Annotated in this window: 17 protein-coding genes, 1 tRNA gene and 1 pseudogene; 9 read left to right on the top strand and 10 right to left on the bottom strand. The window is 68.8% G+C overall.

The genetic code is table 11. The features are described from left to right. The 5 genes from AADI75_RS14555 to msrA form a co-directional block, all read left to right on the top strand. On the top strand, positions 1–200 hold a 200-nt coding region (locus tag AADI75_RS14555), incomplete at its 5' end, for a hypothetical protein (protein WP_341209724.1). A gap of 25 nt (positions 201–225) precedes the next feature. Next, positions 226–1971: an aminodeoxychorismate synthase component I gene (gene pabB, locus AADI75_RS14550; protein ID WP_341209723.1), complete on the top strand. Its 1746-nt coding sequence runs from the start codon at positions 226–228 to the stop codon at positions 1969–1971. A 48-nt stretch (positions 1972–2019) separates the two neighbouring features. Next, positions 2020–3219 (top strand): pyridoxal phosphate-dependent aminotransferase, encoded by a 1200-nt coding sequence (locus AADI75_RS14545; RefSeq protein ID WP_341209722.1) that lies wholly within the window; start codon positions 2020–2022, stop codon positions 3217–3219. Positions 3220–3419: 200 nt separating this feature from the next. Next, entirely contained in the window at positions 3420–3560 is a 141-nt protein-coding gene (locus tag AADI75_RS14540) for a hypothetical protein (protein ID WP_341209721.1), read from the top strand. Positions 3561–3612: 52 nt separating this feature from the next. Next, positions 3613–4266: a peptide-methionine (S)-S-oxide reductase MsrA gene (msrA, locus tag AADI75_RS14535; RefSeq protein WP_341209720.1), complete on the top strand. Its 654-nt coding sequence runs from the start codon at positions 3613–3615 to the stop codon at positions 4264–4266. Positions 4267–4305: 39 nt separating this feature from the next. Here msrA and AADI75_RS14530 read toward each other — a convergent pair whose 3' ends face one another. From AADI75_RS14530 to AADI75_RS14500, 7 genes are all read right to left on the bottom strand, one after another. Next, the gene (locus tag AADI75_RS14530) at positions 4306–4491 is read right to left on the bottom strand and encodes a Trm112 family protein (RefSeq protein WP_341209719.1); all 186 of its coding nucleotides are present in this window, start codon (positions 4489–4491) and stop codon (positions 4306–4308) included. Continuing rightward, positions 4488–5111: an LON peptidase substrate-binding domain-containing protein gene (locus AADI75_RS14525; RefSeq protein WP_341209718.1), complete on the bottom strand. Its 624-nt coding sequence runs from the start codon at positions 5109–5111 to the stop codon at positions 4488–4490. Before AADI75_RS14525 ends, AADI75_RS14530 begins: the two co-directional genes overlap by 4 nt. Beyond that, entirely contained in the window at positions 5108–6004 is an 897-nt protein-coding gene (locus AADI75_RS14520; RefSeq protein ID WP_341209726.1) for a tetratricopeptide repeat protein, read from the bottom strand. Before AADI75_RS14520 ends, AADI75_RS14525 begins: the two co-directional genes overlap by 4 nt. A 439-nt stretch (positions 6005–6443) precedes the next feature. Next, positions 6444–7310: a TorF family putative porin gene (locus AADI75_RS14515; RefSeq protein ID WP_341209717.1), complete on the bottom strand. Its 867-nt coding sequence runs from the start codon at positions 7308–7310 to the stop codon at positions 6444–6446. Positions 7311–7471: 161 nt separating this feature from the next. Continuing rightward, positions 7472–8998 carry a SulP family inorganic anion transporter gene (locus AADI75_RS14510; protein WP_341209725.1) on the bottom strand — a complete coding sequence of 509 codons (1527 nt, stop codon included), beginning with the start codon at positions 8996–8998 and terminating at the stop codon, positions 7472–7474. 164 nt (positions 8999–9162) lie between these two features. Continuing rightward, a complete protein-coding gene (locus AADI75_RS14505) occupies positions 9163–10485 on the bottom strand; it encodes an ATP-binding protein (RefSeq protein WP_341209716.1) in 1323 nt (440 codons plus the stop codon). A 4-nt stretch (positions 10486–10489) separates the two neighbouring features. Continuing rightward, positions 10490–11200: a response regulator transcription factor gene (locus tag AADI75_RS14500; protein WP_341209715.1), complete on the bottom strand. Its 711-nt coding sequence runs from the start codon at positions 11198–11200 to the stop codon at positions 10490–10492. Between the two features lie 157 nt (positions 11201–11357). On the opposite strand from AADI75_RS14500, the gene AADI75_RS14495 reads away from it, so the two are divergent. From AADI75_RS14495 to AADI75_RS14485, 3 genes are all read left to right on the top strand, one after another. Then, a tRNA-Gly gene (locus AADI75_RS14495) sits at positions 11358–11432 on the top strand. A 111-nt stretch (positions 11433–11543) separates the two neighbouring features. Beyond that, positions 11544–12248: an HPP family protein gene (locus AADI75_RS14490; RefSeq protein WP_341209714.1), complete on the top strand. Its 705-nt coding sequence runs from the start codon at positions 11544–11546 to the stop codon at positions 12246–12248. After that, a complete protein-coding gene (locus AADI75_RS14485) occupies positions 12245–13039 on the top strand; it encodes a DUF72 domain-containing protein (RefSeq protein WP_341209713.1) in 795 nt (264 codons plus the stop codon). The genes AADI75_RS14490 and AADI75_RS14485 overlap by 4 nt, the downstream gene beginning before the upstream one ends. Positions 13040–13144: 105 nt before the next feature. Here the strand turns inward: AADI75_RS14485 and AADI75_RS14480 are convergent, their stop codons facing one another. Further along, entirely contained in the window at positions 13145–13516 is a 372-nt protein-coding gene (locus AADI75_RS14480) for a hypothetical protein (RefSeq protein ID WP_341209712.1), read from the bottom strand. A 100-nt stretch (positions 13517–13616) separates the two neighbouring features. Between AADI75_RS14480 and AADI75_RS14475 the strand changes: the two genes are divergently transcribed. After that, positions 13617–14039, top strand: coding sequence for a putative quinol monooxygenase (locus AADI75_RS14475; protein ID WP_341209711.1), 423 nt, complete (start codon positions 13617–13619; stop codon positions 14037–14039). A 76-nt stretch (positions 14040–14115) separates the two neighbouring features. On the opposite strand, the gene ribH is transcribed toward AADI75_RS14475, so the two are convergent. Both ribH and AADI75_RS14465 read right to left on the bottom strand, forming a co-directional pair. After that, positions 14116–14535 carry a 6,7-dimethyl-8-ribityllumazine synthase gene (ribH, locus tag AADI75_RS14470; protein WP_341209710.1) on the bottom strand — a complete coding sequence of 140 codons (420 nt, stop codon included), beginning with the start codon at positions 14533–14535 and terminating at the stop codon, positions 14116–14118. Continuing rightward, positions 14535–14960 (bottom strand): annotated as a pseudogene (locus AADI75_RS14465) (3,4-dihydroxy-2-butanone-4-phosphate synthase); the annotation flags it as partial. The pseudogene AADI75_RS14465 and the gene ribH, both read right to left, overlap by 1 nt.

Raw genomic sequence — 14960 nt, 5'->3', positions numbered from 1 at the left:
CCAGCGAAGGAGTAAACTCGGCCAGCGTCTCGGATGGCAGTCATGAGAGCGTACAATTCTGCTCGATCGCGGTGACGGGAACGATCGCGGCGCGCAGCGGGGTGTCGGTCATCGAGAAACTCCTGCCGGGGTGCGGGATCGCCGGTGCCGCGGGGCTTAACTTCGACGTTGGTCGGACGCAACGCGGCTTGCAGGCGTAACGACCTGCGGGCATCAAGGGAGGCGATGCGTCTCGCCGCTCCCTTCGTGCTGCTCCATGATGCCCGATCGGGGCTGGACCGCGCGAGGCTGTACCAGGCGCCGCAGCGGGTGCTCACCGCCTGGACGCCGGCCGAGGTGCACGACCTGCTCGCGGCGGTCCGGGCGTGGCGCGGCGCGGCGGCGGGGTTTCTCTCTTATGGCGCCGGTGCGGCGTTCGAGCCCGCGGCGGGGGGGGAGCCCGCCTCCACGACCCCGCTGGCGTGGTTCGGGCTGTTCGACGGGCATCAGGAGATCGCGGATGTCCCCGCACTGCTTCCCGATCCAGCCGGCGCATGGACCGGCGTGCCCGAGCCGGAGCCGTCGCGCGCCGACTATCGCGCGATGTTCGACGCGGCGCAGGCGCTGATCCGCGCGGGGGATTTGTACCAGCTCAACCTCACCTTCCGCGCGCGCGTGCCATTCATCGGCGATCCGCTCGCGCTCTACGCCGGGCTGCGGCAGGCGGCTGGCGCGGGATGGAGTGCGCTGGTCGCGACCGGCACGCAGACGATCCTGTCGCTCTCCCCCGAACTGTTCTTCACCCGCGACGGCGATGCGCTGGTCAGCCGTCCGATGAAGGGCACTGCGCGCCGCCACCCCGATCCCGCGATCGACCTCGCCGTCGCCCGCTCGCTCGCCGCCGATGCCAAGCAGCGTGCCGAGAACCTGATGATCGTCGACCTGATGCGCAACGATCTGTCGCGGGTCGCGGTCGCGGGAAGCGTGGCGGTGCCCGATCTGTTCGCGGTCGAACGCTACCCGACCGTGCATCAATTGACCTCGAAGGTCACGGCGACGCTCGCCCCCGGGCACGATCCGGTCGACGTCCTCTCCGCACTCTTCCCGTGCGGCTCGATCACCGGCGCGCCGAAGGTCCGCGCGATGCAGGCGATCGCGGCGGTCGAGCGAGGTACCCCGCGCGGCGCCTATACCGGTGCGATCGGCCGCTTCGACGCGGACGGCAGCGCGGCGTTCAACGTCGCGATCCGCACGCTGACGATCGACGAGGGTGCGGATCATGCCGTGATCGGGATCGGCGGCGGGATCGTCGCCGATTCGCGCGTCGAGGACGAATGGGACGAGGCGATGGCGAAGGCGGCGTTCCTCGCCGGCGCGCGCCGCCGCGTCGACCTGGTGGAGACGATGGCCTTCGACCCCGACGAGGGCGTGCTGCGGATCGAGCGTCATCTCGAACGGCTGCGCAGCAGCGCGGCGGCGCTGGGATTCACCTTCGACCGTCACGATGCCCGCAACGAGTTGCAGGCCGCGACCTTCCGGCTCCGCGCGCCCGCGCGCGTCCGGCTGATGGTGGCGCAGAGCGGCGCGATCGCGATCGAGGTCGCCGCCGCCCCGCCCGCCCCCGATCGTCCGCTGCGCGTGGCGCTCGCCCCGCTGCCGGTCGGCGAGCGCGATTGGCGGTTGCGTCACAAAACCAGCGACCGGCGGTTCTATGACGCCGCGCGCGCCGCGAGCGGAGCCGACGAGGTGCTGTTCTTCACCCCCGACGGGCGGCTGACCGAAGGCAGCTTCACCAACCTGTTCGTGCCGCGCGGCGATACGTTGGTCACGCCGCCCGCCGGTCCGCTGTTGCCCGGCGTCCTGCGCGGCGAGCTGCTCGACACCGGCCAGGCGGTCGAGGGCGAGCTGACACCCGACGATCTGCGCGACGGGCTATTTGTGGGGAATGCGTTGCGCGGACTAATGCGCGCGACGCTCGCGGTTGCACAATGAGGCCGACCGTCGCATAGGCGCAGCGCTTCCTAGTCAAAGGCGCCGATCATGCACACCTCCGCCGCGCTCGACCGCATCAATCCCTCCCCGACGCTGGCGATCACCAGCCGCGTGCTGGAGCTGAAGCGGGCCGGCGTCGACGTGATCGGGCTGGGCGCGGGCGAGCCCGACTTCGACACGCCCGACTTCGTCAAAGAGGCCGCGATCGCGGCGATCCGCGCCGGCAAGACGAAATATACCAACGTCGACGGCACCGCGGAGCTGAAGGACGCGATCGCCGCGAAGTTCAAGCGCGACAACAGCCTCGACTACACCCCGGCGCAGATCACCGTGAACGTCGGCGGCAAGCACACGCTCTTCAACGCGCTGGTCGCAACGCTGGATGCGGGCGACGAGGTGATCGTGCCCGCCCCCTATTGGGTCAGCTATCCCGACGTGGTGCAGTTCGCGGGCGCCACCCCGGTGATCGTCGCGGCGGGCGCGGATGTCGGCTATAAGCTGACCCCGGCGATGCTCGAGGCGGCGATCACGCCGAAGACCAAGTGGCTGATCCTGAACTCGCCGTCGAACCCGACCGGCGCAGCCTATACCGTCGACGAGCTGAAGGCGCTGGGCGCGGTGCTGGAACGGCATCCGCACGTCTGGATCTTCGCCGACGATATGTACGAGCATATCGTCTATGACGATTTCCGCTTCGCGACGATCGCCGAGGTCTGCCCGTCGCTCTACGAGCGGACGCTGACCGTCAACGGCTGTTCCAAGGCCTATGCGATGACCGGCTGGCGGATCGGCTTCGCGGCGGGCGCGCCGTGGCTCATCAAGGCGATGGCCAAGCTCCAGTCGCAATCGACCAGCAATCCGTGCTCGATCGCACAGGCGGCGGCGACCGCGGCGCTGACCGGCGACCAGTCGTTCCTCAAGGAACGCGCGCAGGCGTTCCAGGTCCGTCGCGACCTGGTGGTCGACATGCTCAACGCCGCCGACGGCATCACCTGCCCGAAGCCCGAGGGCGCCTTCTACGTCTATCCCAGCGTTGCGGGCGTGATCGGCAAGACCACGCCGGGCGGCAAGCGGATCGAGACCGACAGCGATTTCGTCGGCTATCTGCTCGACGAGGCCAGGGTCGCGGCGGTGCAGGGCGTGGCGTTCGGCGTCTCGCCGGCGATGCGGATCAGCTATGCCACCTCGGAAGCGCTGCTGACCGCGGCGTGCCAGCGCATCCAGGCGGCCTGCGCCGCGCTGAAATAGGCGCTTCCGCGAAACGATCGCTTTCTTACTGTGCGATGGAAGGGCGGCCTCGCTGCCCGTATATCGACGCCAGATGAACGCGCGGCCAAGCCGCCGTTCAGGCGTCAGGCGTCATATCGCGGTGGTCGTCACCCACTCTGGTGACGTGACGGCGATCGAGCGACATGCCGCGCAGGCGGCCAAGGAAAAGAGAGCAGCTGATGATCCGCTTCATCAAGTCCAGCTTTGCATGGCAGTTCGCGGGCGGTTTCCTGATCGGCGCCGCCGGGATGCTGGCGATCCACGCCACGCAGCCCGAAATGCCGGGCAACGCCTATGCGGCGACCCACGCCACGCGCTGAGCCGCTGCGGGTCGCTCTGGCGGAGCGACCCACGCCAACCCATATCAGGCGCATGACGCGCTTCCTCGCTTTCGCCGCGGCCCTGCCGCTCCTGCTCGCCGGCTGTGGCACCGCTCAGGCCGAACGCGCCGTTCCGATCCCCGCCGCGGTACGCGACGTACCCGCGACCGGCGGGATGCAGACCGCCGTGCTGGCGGGCGGCTGCTTCTGGGGGATGGAGGCGGTGTTCCAGCAGGTGAAGGGCGTCCGCGACGTCGTCGCGGGCTATGCCGGCGGCACGCCCCAGACCGCCAATTACGGCGCGGTCAGCAGCGAGACCACCCGCCATGCCGAGGCGATCCGCATCACCTACGATCCGCGCGTCGTCAGCTACGCGACGTTGCTGCGCATCTATTTCTCGATCGCGCACGATCCGACGCAGCTGAATCGGCAGGGGCCGGACAGCGGCACCAGCTATCGCTCGGCGATCTTTCCGCAATCTCCTGAGCAGCGCGCGGTCGCCGCGGCGTATATCGCGCAGCTCGGGCGGGCCCATGCCTTCGCGCAGCCGGTCGTGACGCGGCTGGAGACGGGGCGCTTCTATCCGGCCGAATCCTATCATCAGGATTTCTTCCGCCGGAACCCGACGCATCCGTATATCGTGCGCTGGGACAAGCCGAAGGTCGCCGGTTTCCGCGCGGCCTTCCCGCAATGGGCGACGCAGTAGCGCCACCCGCTGCCCGTCACCCCCGCCGGGGTGACGCTATTACGTAGGTGTCGGCGCATCCAGCCGCCGCCCCGCCTCGACCAGCAGCACCGGTACGCCGTCGTGCACCGGATAGGCCATCCCCGCCGCTTCCGACACCAGCTCCTGCCGCTCGGCATCATAGTGCAGCGGCGTGCGCGTCGCCGGGCACACCAACCGTTCGAGCAACCACGCGTCGATCGTCATTGCAGCGTCACCCGGTCCTCGCCGTCGTGGCGACCGAAGAATTGCATCAACTGCACCAGCATCTCGGCCCGCGTCGCCAGATCGGGTGCCTCGAGCAACGCCTGCTTGGCGGCGACATCGAACGGCGCGATCTGCGCGACACCGTTGACCAGGCTCACGTCATCCAGCCGCCCGACCGACGTCCAATCGACGCTATAGCCATGCGCCTCCGCAAACCGCCGCGATTCCATCTCGAGCGACGCGCGCGCGCCCAGCGACAGCGTCTCGTCGGCGGTCGTCGGCAACAGCTCGGCCTCGACCTGGCGGAACGGCGTCGTCACCACCAGCTCGCGCCGCACGCGGAACAGCGTCAGCCCTTGCAGGATCAGATTGTAGCGCCCGTCGTCCAACGCCTCGACCTCGGCGATCCGCCCGACGCAGCCGACATCGAACAGGTCGGGCGTGTCCGCATCCTCGCTGTCGGGACGCGGCTGGATCATCGCAATCCGTCGGTCGCGCGCCATCGCGTCGGACACCATCGCGCGATAGCGCGGCTCGAAGATGTGCAGCGGCAGATGCAGCTGCGGGAACAGCAGCGCGCCCGGCAGCGGGAAGATCGAGAGCCGCGTCGTAGCGGTCATCCGAACAGGATCGCCGACAGCTTGCGCCGCTGCGCCGACACCCACGGATCCTCCAACCCGACGACCTCGAACAGCTTCAGCAACTGCTGCCGCGCCGCATCGTCGTTCCATGCGCGATCCGCCGCGACGATCGACAGGAACCCGCTCGCCGCCGCCTCGCGATCCCCCGCCGCCATCCGCGCATTGGCGAGATCGAAGCGCGCCTGAAGATCATCGGGGTTCGCCGCCACCGCCGCCTCCAACGGGGCGAGATCGTCGACCGCCGGCGCCGACTTCGCCAGCGCCAGCGCCGCCGCCGCGCGCTGCACGTCGGGCAGCTTCGCGACGTCTTCGGGCAGCGCCGCGATCGCCGCCTCCGCGTCCGCGACCTGCCCCGCCGCGACCAGCGCGCGGATGCGCCCCGACAGCACCGCCTGATGCTCCGGCGCCATCTCGGCGAGTTGGTCGAAGATCGACAACGCCCGCTCGGCATCGCCCTCGGCCAGCACCTGCTCGCCCATCGCGATCAGCGGCTCCAGCTCGGCCTCCTGCGATTGCGCCTCGCCGCTGACCGGCAACTGGCGCAGCAACTGGTCGAGCATCGCCTTGAGCTGCGATTCGGTGCGTGCGCTGGTCAGGTCGGCGACCAATTGCCCCTGGAACATCGCATAGACGGTCGGGATCGAGCGGATCTGGAACTGCGCGGCGATGAACTGGTCCTTGTCGGTGTCGACCTTGGCCAGCACCACGCCCTTGTCGGCATAATCGGCCGCCACCTTTTCCAGCACCGGCGTCAGCGCCTTGCACGGGCCGCACCATTCCGCCCAGAAATCGACGATCACCAGCTGCGTCATCGACGGTTCGACGACGTCGGCGCGGAATCGCTGGACGGCTTCCTTCTCGGCGGGTGACATGCCTAACGTGGCCAAAGGGGCGCTCCTGAAATTGCTTGCCCCCTTATGTGGGATGGCGACGGGGGATACAAACCCCCCGCCCCACCCGCCTTGGTCGGAACGTGGTCAGCGAATCGCCACCCATCATCCGTCATCCCGGACTTGATCCGGGATCCCGCTTCTTCTTCCACGGTCGTGAGGAAGCGGGGCGCCAGATCAAGTCCGGGGCGACGGACGAAGGAAAAGATCGACGCCGGCACGCTGGGCGTCAGAAGAAGGGTTGGATCGCGCGGAGGCGCAGAGGACGCGGAGGTGTACCGCATGAGACACCATCACTCTGTCATTCCCGATCGTGACAGGATGAGCGCCCGATGCGACAAACGCATCAACTCTGCGCCCTCTGCGCCTCCGCGTGCAAATCTCTCTCCCCTACGCTTCCCCACGAACCCGATCGTCGCCCCTAGAACGCCGCCGTCAGCGCGAAGACCACCTTGGCATCTGCGATCGACCCGACGCCGTCCTGCCCGCGGCTGAAGCTCGGCTGCAGATACGCGGCCTTCCGGTCGGTGATGTTGGTGTCGACATAGGCGACGCCGACGGTCAGCGGCGTGCTGGGGATCACATAGTCGACGCCCAGCAGCCAGTCGGCATAGGCACCGGTCGGCGTCACGCTGGTCGCGAACGGCCCCAAGCCCTTGTTGCCGCTCGACGCGCCGATATGCGCCTTGGCGGTCAGCCCGGTGTTCGGGATCGCCGCGGCGGCATCCCCCCAGACGTACAGGTTGTCGCCCTTCGCGCCCGGCCGGCTGTAGCCGGTCCCGTTGTCATAATCGACGTTCGCGGCGACCGTCCCGTTCGCCGACCACGCGCCCAGCGCTTCCTGCTTCGGCGCATAGGCGACGCCTGCGGTCAAGCTGACCGGGCCGGCGGTGCCCGACAGCTTGGCGTAGGGCTCGATGAAGTCGGTGTTGTCGAAGCCGCCCGGGTACATGTACCAGGTCGCTCCGACGTCCAGCGTGCCGCCGCCGACCGGCAACTTGTAACCTGCGATCAGGTCCAGCTCCATATTGGCGCCGCCGAACGTGCCCCATCCGCTGAGGTTCGATCCCCAGGTGCCGATATAGATGCCGCTTTCATGCGCGATCGTGAAGCCACCCTGCACGGCGAGGTTCTCGTCCGACTGCGAGACGCCGCGGAAGCGATAGTCGCTGACCAGACCGACCGAGCCGGAGACGGTGACCGCTTTCGGCGGCGCTTCTTCCTGGGCGGCGGCGGGAACGGCAGCCAGCGCCAGCATGGCGGTGGGAATAAGGAATGCGTACTTCATGGAACCTCCTGATGGGAAGAGGCTCCTCCTGCTTGCGGTCCGCTTCGCTCTCTCCCGCCGTAGCCGGCAGGAGGGCGATGGCTGGCCCACCGTCAAAACCTATGTACACCGCATTGCAGCAATGTGTCTGATCTGCATCAAAACATTGCCAAGCGGCAACGTCAGTGCTGATCGTCGTTCAGTGTGGCGATCCGGCCACGCGCGCCGGTGACCCGCACCGACTGGCCGGAGGCGCGGCGGCGCTGGAACCAGTCGCGCAACATTTCCGCGCTGGTATGATCGACCGCGTTGAGCCGCGTCGCGTCGATCCGCACCGGCGTGTCGGTCGGCACACGGTCGAGCGTCTCGGACAGCTTGGGCAACGTGACGAAGGTCGCGGTGCCGTCCAGCGTGATCGCGTGGGTGTCGGCTTCCTGCCCTTCATAGACGCGCAGCCGCAGCCGGTGGAGGTTGGGGATCAGTTCGAGCATCGTCAGCCCGATCCCAACCAGCACCCCGGTCAGCAGGTCGGTCGACACTACCGTCACCAGCGTCGCCGCCCAGATCAGCACCGGCAGCACGCCATAATCGCGGAACAGGTGCGTGGCATGCTTGACGCTGACCAGCCGGAAGCCCGTGACGACGAGGATCGCGCCCAGCGCCGCCATCGGGATCAGCTTAAGCACGAACGGCAGCGCCGCGACGAAGCCGAGGATCCATACGCCGTGCAGCATCGCCGACAACCGCGTCGCCGCGCCCGCCTGCACGTTCGCCGAACTGCGTACGATCACGCCGGTCATCGGCAGCGCGCCGGCGAAGCCGCACAGCAGGTTGCCGATGCCCTGCGCCCGCAGCTCCTTGTTGTAATCGGTGCGAACGCCGTTGTGCATCTTGTCGACCGCCGCCGCCGACAGCAGCGTCTCGGCCGAGGCGATGAACGCGATCGCGACCGCGGCGGCGATTACCGATGGGTCGAGCAACCGCATGAAGCCTTCGCCGCTCGGCGGGGTGATCGCGGCGACGATCGAATCGGGCACCTGCACCCGCGCCACCTCCAGCCCGAACAGCAGCGAGACGATCGTCCCGACCAGCACCCCGACGAGCGCGCCCGGCAACAGCCGCAGCGATGCGGGGCGCAGCTTTTCCCAGCCAATCATCGCCGCGATCGTCACCACGCCGATCGCGAACGCGAACTCGGTCGCCTGCAGATTGCTCGGCGACAGGCCGAACAGCCGCCCCGGCATCGCCGCGAGGTTCTGGAGCCCGCTTGGCAACGGACGATGATCGAACAGGACGTGGAACTGTCCGACGACAATCAGCACACCGATCCCCGCGAGCATCCCGTGCACCACCGCGGGGGAAATGGCCTTGAACCACCCGCCCAGCCGGAACACGCCGGCTACCACCTGCACCGCACCGGCCACCACCAGGATCGGCCCGAGCGCCGCCAGTCCCTGATCGCGCACCAGCTCATAGACGATCACCGCCAGCCCGGCGGCCGGGCCGCTCACCTGCAGCGGCGAACCGGCGAGCGCGCCGACGATGATCCCGCCGATGATGCCGGTGATCAGCCCCTTCTCGGCGGGCGCGCCCGAGGCGATCGCGATCCCCATGCACAGCGGCATCGCGACCAGGAAGACGACGATCGACGCGGTCAGATCGCGCCCGAGCAGCGAGACGGACGGCACCGAGATGCCCGGCCGGGTCATCGCCGGATCGGCCGCGGGAACCACGCTGGCCATTATGCGTCCAACCGAAACGATCGCGCGGCGATCACATGGGGGCGTTCGCCTGCGATGGCCACGTCGACTCTCCTGATGCTAACCGATCAGGTCGTACGGCGCGCTTCTTGCTGTCGTGCGGCGTATCCGTGTCATTTCGTTTCCTGCGGCGGCAGGACGATCTCCGCGCAAAGCCCGCCGCCGTCGCGGTTGGCGAGGGTCAGCCGCCCGCCTTCCTCCGCAACCGCCAGCTGGACGATCGACAGGCCCAGACCGAATCCGACCGTGTCGCGCGATCGTGCGGGGTCGAGCCGCACGAACGGTTCGAGCACATGCTCCAGCTCATCGTCCGGGATCCCCGGCCCGTCGTCTTCGATGCGAATCACGGCACCGGGGCGGTCGGTCATGAGCCTGATCGTGACCGTGTCGCCATAATGCAGGGCATTTTCGACCAGATTGACCAACGCACGCTTGAATCCGATGCGCCGCAGCCGCCACTCGCAATGATCCGGGCCGATATAATGTGCTACCCGCCCGCGATCCTCGGCATCGTCGGCCAGCGTCGCGCACAGCACCGCCAGATCGACGACGCTGGTCGGCTCCGGCTCCGCCGACCCGCCGAGGAAAGCGAGCAGCGAGGTGATCATCGCCTCCATCTCACTGACATCGCGGACGATTGCGTTGCGGGTCTCGACATCGGGCAGGGCCTCGGTCCGCAGGTGCAGCCGCGCCAGCGGGGTGCGCAGGTCGTGCCCGACCGCCGCCAGCGCCTGCGTCCGCCCCGCGATCAACGCCTGGATACGGTCCTGCATCCGGTTGAACGCGGTGATGACGCGCCGCACCTCGCCCGGCCCATCCTCCTCAACATGCTCGACAATTCCGTGCCCGACGCGATCCGCCGCGGTCGCCAGCCGCCGCAACGGCAGCAACACGCGCCGCAGCAGCAGCGCCCCCAGCAGCATCAACGCGATCGCCGGCACCATCGCCAGCGCGATCCGCTCGAACGACAGGTTGAGGTTCGCAATCGGCTGGCGCGTGCGGAAAAACAGCCAGCTTCCGTCGTCTAGCCGCAAACCACCGGTCACCACCGATCGCCGCCCCGGCGATTGCAGCCGCAGCCACAGGTCGGTCGACGCCAGCGACGGCTCCCATTCGAGCACTTGGCGATGCATCTCATCGAGCGCCGGCGCGATCGCCGGCACCGCGGGCAAGGTCGCGCTCCATTGCAGCGCATAACGGTCGGTCGTCAGTTCCGTCGCCATCGCCGGGCGTTCGACTTGCGGGCGCTCGGCGATCAACCGCCGGCTGATGACCAGATGTTCGGCAAGCCGGTTCGCCTCGTCGTCGCGCACCGCGAACCCACTCGCACGCTCGTACAGCAAGGTACTGGCACCGAATTCGATCACCAGCGTCAAAAGCAGGATGCCCAGCACCTGCCCCAGCAGGCCGACTGCCGGGCGGCGCAGGAAGGTCATGCGCTCAGCTGCGCTCGACCGGCGCGTTGAGCATATAGCCGACCCCGCGCACCGTCACGATCGGCGCCGGCGCGCCCGCGCTGCCCAGCTTGCGCCGCAGCCGGCTGACCAGCACGTCGATCGAACGATCCGAACTGTCGCCCAGCCGCGTCCGGCTCAGCTCGATCAGCCGCTCGCGCGCGATCACGCGTTGCGCATGATCGGCCAGCACCACCAAAAGGTCGAATTCCGCACCGGTCAGGTCGACGATCGCGCCGCTCGGCGAGGCGAGTTCGCGGCGGGGCAGGTTCACTGTCCAGCCATCGAAGGTCAGCATCCCCTGATCGCCCGCCCCCGCACGCCGGTCGAGCGCCGGGCGGCGCAGCACCGCGCGCACCCGCGCCACCAGCTCGCGCGTCCCGAACGGCTTGGCGATATAATCGTCCGCGCCCAGCTCCAGCCCGACCACGCGATCGGTTTCGCTGGCGCGCGCCGACATGAAGATGATCGGCACGTCGCTCTTCTGGCGCAGCGACCGGCACAGATCGATCCCGCTCGTCCCCGGGAGCATGATGTCGAGCAAGACGAGGTCGACCGGCCCGGCATCGAGCGCCAGCCACATCTCCGGCGCGGCGGAGGCCGGACGAACGGCAAAGCCATTCTCCTGAAGCGCGCGGGCGGTCAGCATTCGGAGCGACGGATCGTCCTCGACAAGCAGGATCGTAGGGGCGGTCATGCTCGCAGGACGTAGGGGCCGGACCGGACCCGGTCAATTCGGCGCGGGAAAAACGCAATGGTTCGTAAAAAAAGCTGTTGCGGGGTACCGACACCGCTGCTAGTGGCGCCACCTCACCCGACGGGAGCAGCCAAATGCTTCCGATCACGGCGCCAGAGCGGGCGTAGCTCAGGGGTAGAGCACAACCTTGCCAAGGTTGGGGTCGAGGGTTCGAATCCCTTCGCCCGCTCCAGTTTTCCGACAGACAAACGCGCGTTCCCTTCGGGGATCTTTCGCAACGCTGCGGACACCTCATTTTCCGTCGTTGGTGACGATGCGGCGGCGCTGCGCTACGGGCGCGCGCATGACGCCGTTCTTCTCGCCCCTGCTCGCCGGTGCACATTGGCCGGCGCGTTTGCTCGCCTGTCTCGGCGCGGCGCTGTGCCTCGCACTGACCTTCCTCGTCTGTGCGCGCCTGCCGCTGAGCCACGCCGACCTGCCGATCATCGTCGCACCGCTCGGCGCCTCGGCGGTGCTGGTGTTCGCGGTGCCGGCCAGCCCGCTGGCGCAGCCGTGGCCGGTGATCGGCGGCAATGTCGTCTCGGCGCTGGTCGGGGTCGCGGCCTATCATCTGATCCCGCAGACCGCGCTGGCGGCGGGGGTCGCGGTCGGCGGCGCGATCCTCGGGATGTCGCTGCTGCGCTGCCTCCACCCGCCCGGCGGCGCGGCGGCGCTGACCGCGGTGATCGGCAGCCCCGGCGTGCATGCCGCGGGCTGGACCTTCGCCTTCGCGCCGGTCGGGATCAACTCGGTCGCGCTGGTCGTGCTGGGCATCCTCTATCATCGTATGACCCGCCATTCCTATCCGCATCGCGCCGCCGCGCCGGTCGCTGCGCCAGCGCCGGGGCTGCACGCCGCCGATATCGACGCCGCGCTCGCCGACCTGCACGAGACGTTCGACATCGCGCCCGAGGATCTCGACGCGCTGCTGACCCGCGCCGAGGCGCACGCCGCCGCGCGCCGCGCCGGCTCGACAAAAACGCGGCAACCCGGCACGCCGGTGCGATGACGGCTTCTTCGATTCGCGTGGGCATCGGCGGCTGGACCTACGAGCCGTGGCGCGGCACCTTCTATCCCGAGAAATGGCCGCAGAAGCGCGAGCTGGACTATGCCAGCCGCCACGTCACCGCGATCGAGGTGAACGGCACCTTCTATTCCTCGTTCAAGCCTGCGACCTTCGCCGGTTGGCGCGACACCGCGCCAGAGGGGTTCGTCTTCGCGCTCAAGGCGTCACGCTATTGCGTGACGCGCAAGGTGCTGGCCGAAGCAGGCGAGTCGATCGCGCGCTTCGTCGGGCAGGGGATCGTCGAGCTGGGCGACATGCTCGGGCCAATCCTGTGGCAGCTGCCCGCGACCCGCAAGTTCGATGCGGACGACGTTGGCGCGTTTCTCAACTTGTTGCCCGCCAGCGTGGCCGGCGCGCCGCTGCGTCACGCGATCCAGGTGCGGCACGAAAGCTTCGCCACGCCCGAGTTCGTCGCGCTGTGCCGCGCCGCCCGGGTGGCGATCGTGCATGGTGATTCGGCGGATTATCCGGCGCTCGCCGACGTGTCGGGCGACTTCGTTTATGCGCGGCTGGAGGATGCGCGCGAGGAGGAGCCGACCGGCTATGCTCCGGCTGCACTCGACCGCTGGCGCGACGTCGCGCTGGCGTGGGCGGCGGGCAAGAGCCCGGAGGGGCTGCCGTATGTCGCCGATCCCGCGCCGGTGCGTCCGCGCGACACGTTCATCTTCATGATCAACGGCGCGAAAGTGCGGGCGCCCCACGCCGCGATGGCGCTGATCGGGCGGCTGGGCTGAGCGCGCGAATGTTGTGAATGTTGAGACGCTGGCGGGGTTTCTCAACATTGGCGGAGGATCGATCATGCGCCTTCCATGCCGCGCGTTGGCGCGTGTAGGACAGCGTCAATCCGCGCCGTCGAGCGCCGCCACGATCGCGGCGATCGCCGGATCGGTATAGGTCGCGATCGGATCGTCGGAGCCATCGGCGCGTGCATGATACGCCCCGGCCGCGAACGCGTCATGCACCTGCTGGAACAGCGCGGGCCAGCGATGCGCGACGCCGTCGAGCCACAAGCCCTGCAACAGCGCCCAGAGGTCGCCCGCGATACTGTCGCACAGTGCATAGGACAGCTCGCCATGATGATAGGCGCGCGCGAGCCGCGCCGCGAAGCGGTCGAGGAACGCGGCGATGTCCTCGCCCTCCCCGATCGCACCGTCGCGGAAGAGCCGCTCCGCCGCGGCCAGCGCGGTCGTGGCCGGCGACGCTTCAGTCATTGGCGCATCCTCGCGACAGGCTGCCACCGCCGCGGGGCAGACGCATCAGGTGGATGGTTCTAGGCTGTTTCCGGCGGCGACGCGACCACAGGAGGACGAGATGAAAGACATGATCCGTACGGCCGGCGTCGTCACGCTGGCGCTGGCCGGTGCCGGGGTGGCGCAGGCCGGGCCGGGCGATACCGGCATGATGGTGCGGATCGCCGAAGTATCGGTCGATCCGGCGCAGATCCATGCGTACAAGACGATCCTGGCCACCGAGCAGGAAGCGTCGGTTCGCCGCGAGCCGGGCGTGCTGATGCTCCATTCGGTGCAGATCGCGGACGATCCGACGCAAATCCGGCTGCTCGAGGTCTATGCCAGCCGCGCCGCCTATGAAGCGCACATCCGCGCGCCGCATTTCCTGACCTACAAGACCGCGACGGAGAAGATGGTGCGCGCGCTGCGGCTGGTCGACACGCACCCGATCCTGCTGTGCGCCAAGTCGCGAGGGACGGAGGGCGGCCCGGTGACGTGTACGTGACCGAGCGCCACCGAGGGTAACGCCGGACCCGATCAGTGCTTGCGTCAACCCGCGTCGAACCCGGGACGACGGCGTATCAGCCGAGCCGTTCCTTCAGGTCGAGCATCGCCAGCGCCGCCTTCGCCGCCGCGCCGCCCTTGTCGAGTTGCGCGGGGTCGGCGCGGGCGATCGCCTGCGCCTCGTCCTCGGTGGTCAGGATGCCGTTGCCGATCGGCACCCCGTCCATCGTCAGCGCCATGATCCCGCGCGCGCTTTCGTTGGCGACGATCTCGAAATGATAGGTCTCGCCGCGGATCACGACACCCAGCGCGACGAAGGCGTCGTAGCGCCCGCTCTCCGCCGCCAGCGCGATCGCGCCGGGGACTTCGAGCGCGCCCGGCACCGTCAGCACCTCGGCGCGATGCCCCGCCGCCTCGACCGCGGCCGTCGCGCCCGCGACCAGCATGTCGTTGAGATGATCGTAGAAGCGCGCTTCGACGATGAGGACGTTGGCCATCAATCCACCTTCCGTTCGCCGACGATCGACAGCCCGTAGCCGTCGAGCCCGACCAATGTGTGATGCGTGTTGGTGAGCAGCACCATGTCGTGCACGCCCAGTTCGGCGAGGATCATCGCGCCGACGCCGTAATCGCGCAGCTCCTCCATATCGGCGGGCGCCGGCTCGCCCGCCTTCAGCCGCACCGCGGTGGTGAAGGCGTCGGCGCGCTGGCGGTTGATGACGACGATCACCCCCGCGCCCTCCGCCGCGATCAGCTCCATCGAGCGCGAGAGCATCCGGCTGCGCTCGCCCTCCTCGCCGAACAGATCGGCGAACGGCGACAGCGCGTGCATCCGCACCAGGGTCGGGCGCGTCGGGTCGATCCGGCCCTTGACCAGCGCGATCTGCTCGGTGCCGGTCGCCTTGTTGCGATAGGCGCGCAC

The sequence above is a fragment of the uncultured Sphingomonas sp. genome (assembly GCF_964021865.1).
In the GTDB taxonomy this organism is placed as follows: Bacteria; Pseudomonadota; Alphaproteobacteria; order Sphingomonadales; family Sphingomonadaceae; genus Sphingomonas.
The sequence above is the reverse complement of the archived record's forward strand: the minus strand, read 5'-3'. Positions and strand labels throughout refer to the sequence as shown.

Bases quoted from the DNA above. Each gene is read 5' to 3' on its own strand.
- pabB (WP_341209723.1), top strand. From the start codon at position 226: ATGCGTCTCGCCGCTCCCTTCGTGCTGCTCCATGATGCCCGATCGGGG.
- AADI75_RS14545 (WP_341209722.1), top strand. From the start codon at position 2,020: ATGCACACCTCCGCCGCGCTCGACCGCATCAATCCCTCCCCGACGCTG.
- AADI75_RS14540 (WP_341209721.1), top strand. From the start codon at position 3,420: ATGATCCGCTTCATCAAGTCCAGCTTTGCATGGCAGTTCGCGGGCGGT.
- msrA (WP_341209720.1), top strand. From the start codon at position 3,613: ATGACGCGCTTCCTCGCTTTCGCCGCGGCCCTGCCGCTCCTGCTCGCC.
- AADI75_RS14530 (WP_341209719.1), bottom strand. From the start codon at position 4,491: ATGACGATCGACGCGTGGTTGCTCGAACGGTTGGTGTGCCCGGCGACG.
- AADI75_RS14525 (WP_341209718.1), bottom strand. From the start codon at position 5,111: ATGACCGCTACGACGCGGCTCTCGATCTTCCCGCTGCCGGGCGCGCTG.
- AADI75_RS14520 (WP_341209726.1), bottom strand. From the start codon at position 6,004: ATGTCACCCGCCGAGAAGGAAGCCGTCCAGCGATTCCGCGCCGACGTC.
- AADI75_RS14515 (WP_341209717.1), bottom strand. From the start codon at position 7,310: ATGAAGTACGCATTCCTTATTCCCACCGCCATGCTGGCGCTGGCTGCC.
- AADI75_RS14510 (WP_341209725.1), bottom strand. From the start codon at position 8,998: ATGACCCGGCCGGGCATCTCGGTGCCGTCCGTCTCGCTGCTCGGGCGC.
- AADI75_RS14505 (WP_341209716.1), bottom strand. From the start codon at position 10,485: ATGACCTTCCTGCGCCGCCCGGCAGTCGGCCTGCTGGGGCAGGTGCTG.
- AADI75_RS14500 (WP_341209715.1), bottom strand. From the start codon at position 11,200: ATGACCGCCCCTACGATCCTGCTTGTCGAGGACGATCCGTCGCTCCGA.
- AADI75_RS14490 (WP_341209714.1), top strand. From the start codon at position 11,544: ATGACGCCGTTCTTCTCGCCCCTGCTCGCCGGTGCACATTGGCCGGCG.
- AADI75_RS14485 (WP_341209713.1), top strand. From the start codon at position 12,245: ATGACGGCTTCTTCGATTCGCGTGGGCATCGGCGGCTGGACCTACGAG.
- AADI75_RS14480 (WP_341209712.1), bottom strand. From the start codon at position 13,516: ATGACTGAAGCGTCGCCGGCCACGACCGCGCTGGCCGCGGCGGAGCGG.
- AADI75_RS14475 (WP_341209711.1), top strand. From the start codon at position 13,617: ATGAAAGACATGATCCGTACGGCCGGCGTCGTCACGCTGGCGCTGGCC.
- ribH (WP_341209710.1), bottom strand. From the start codon at position 14,535: ATGGCCAACGTCCTCATCGTCGAAGCGCGCTTCTACGATCATCTCAAC.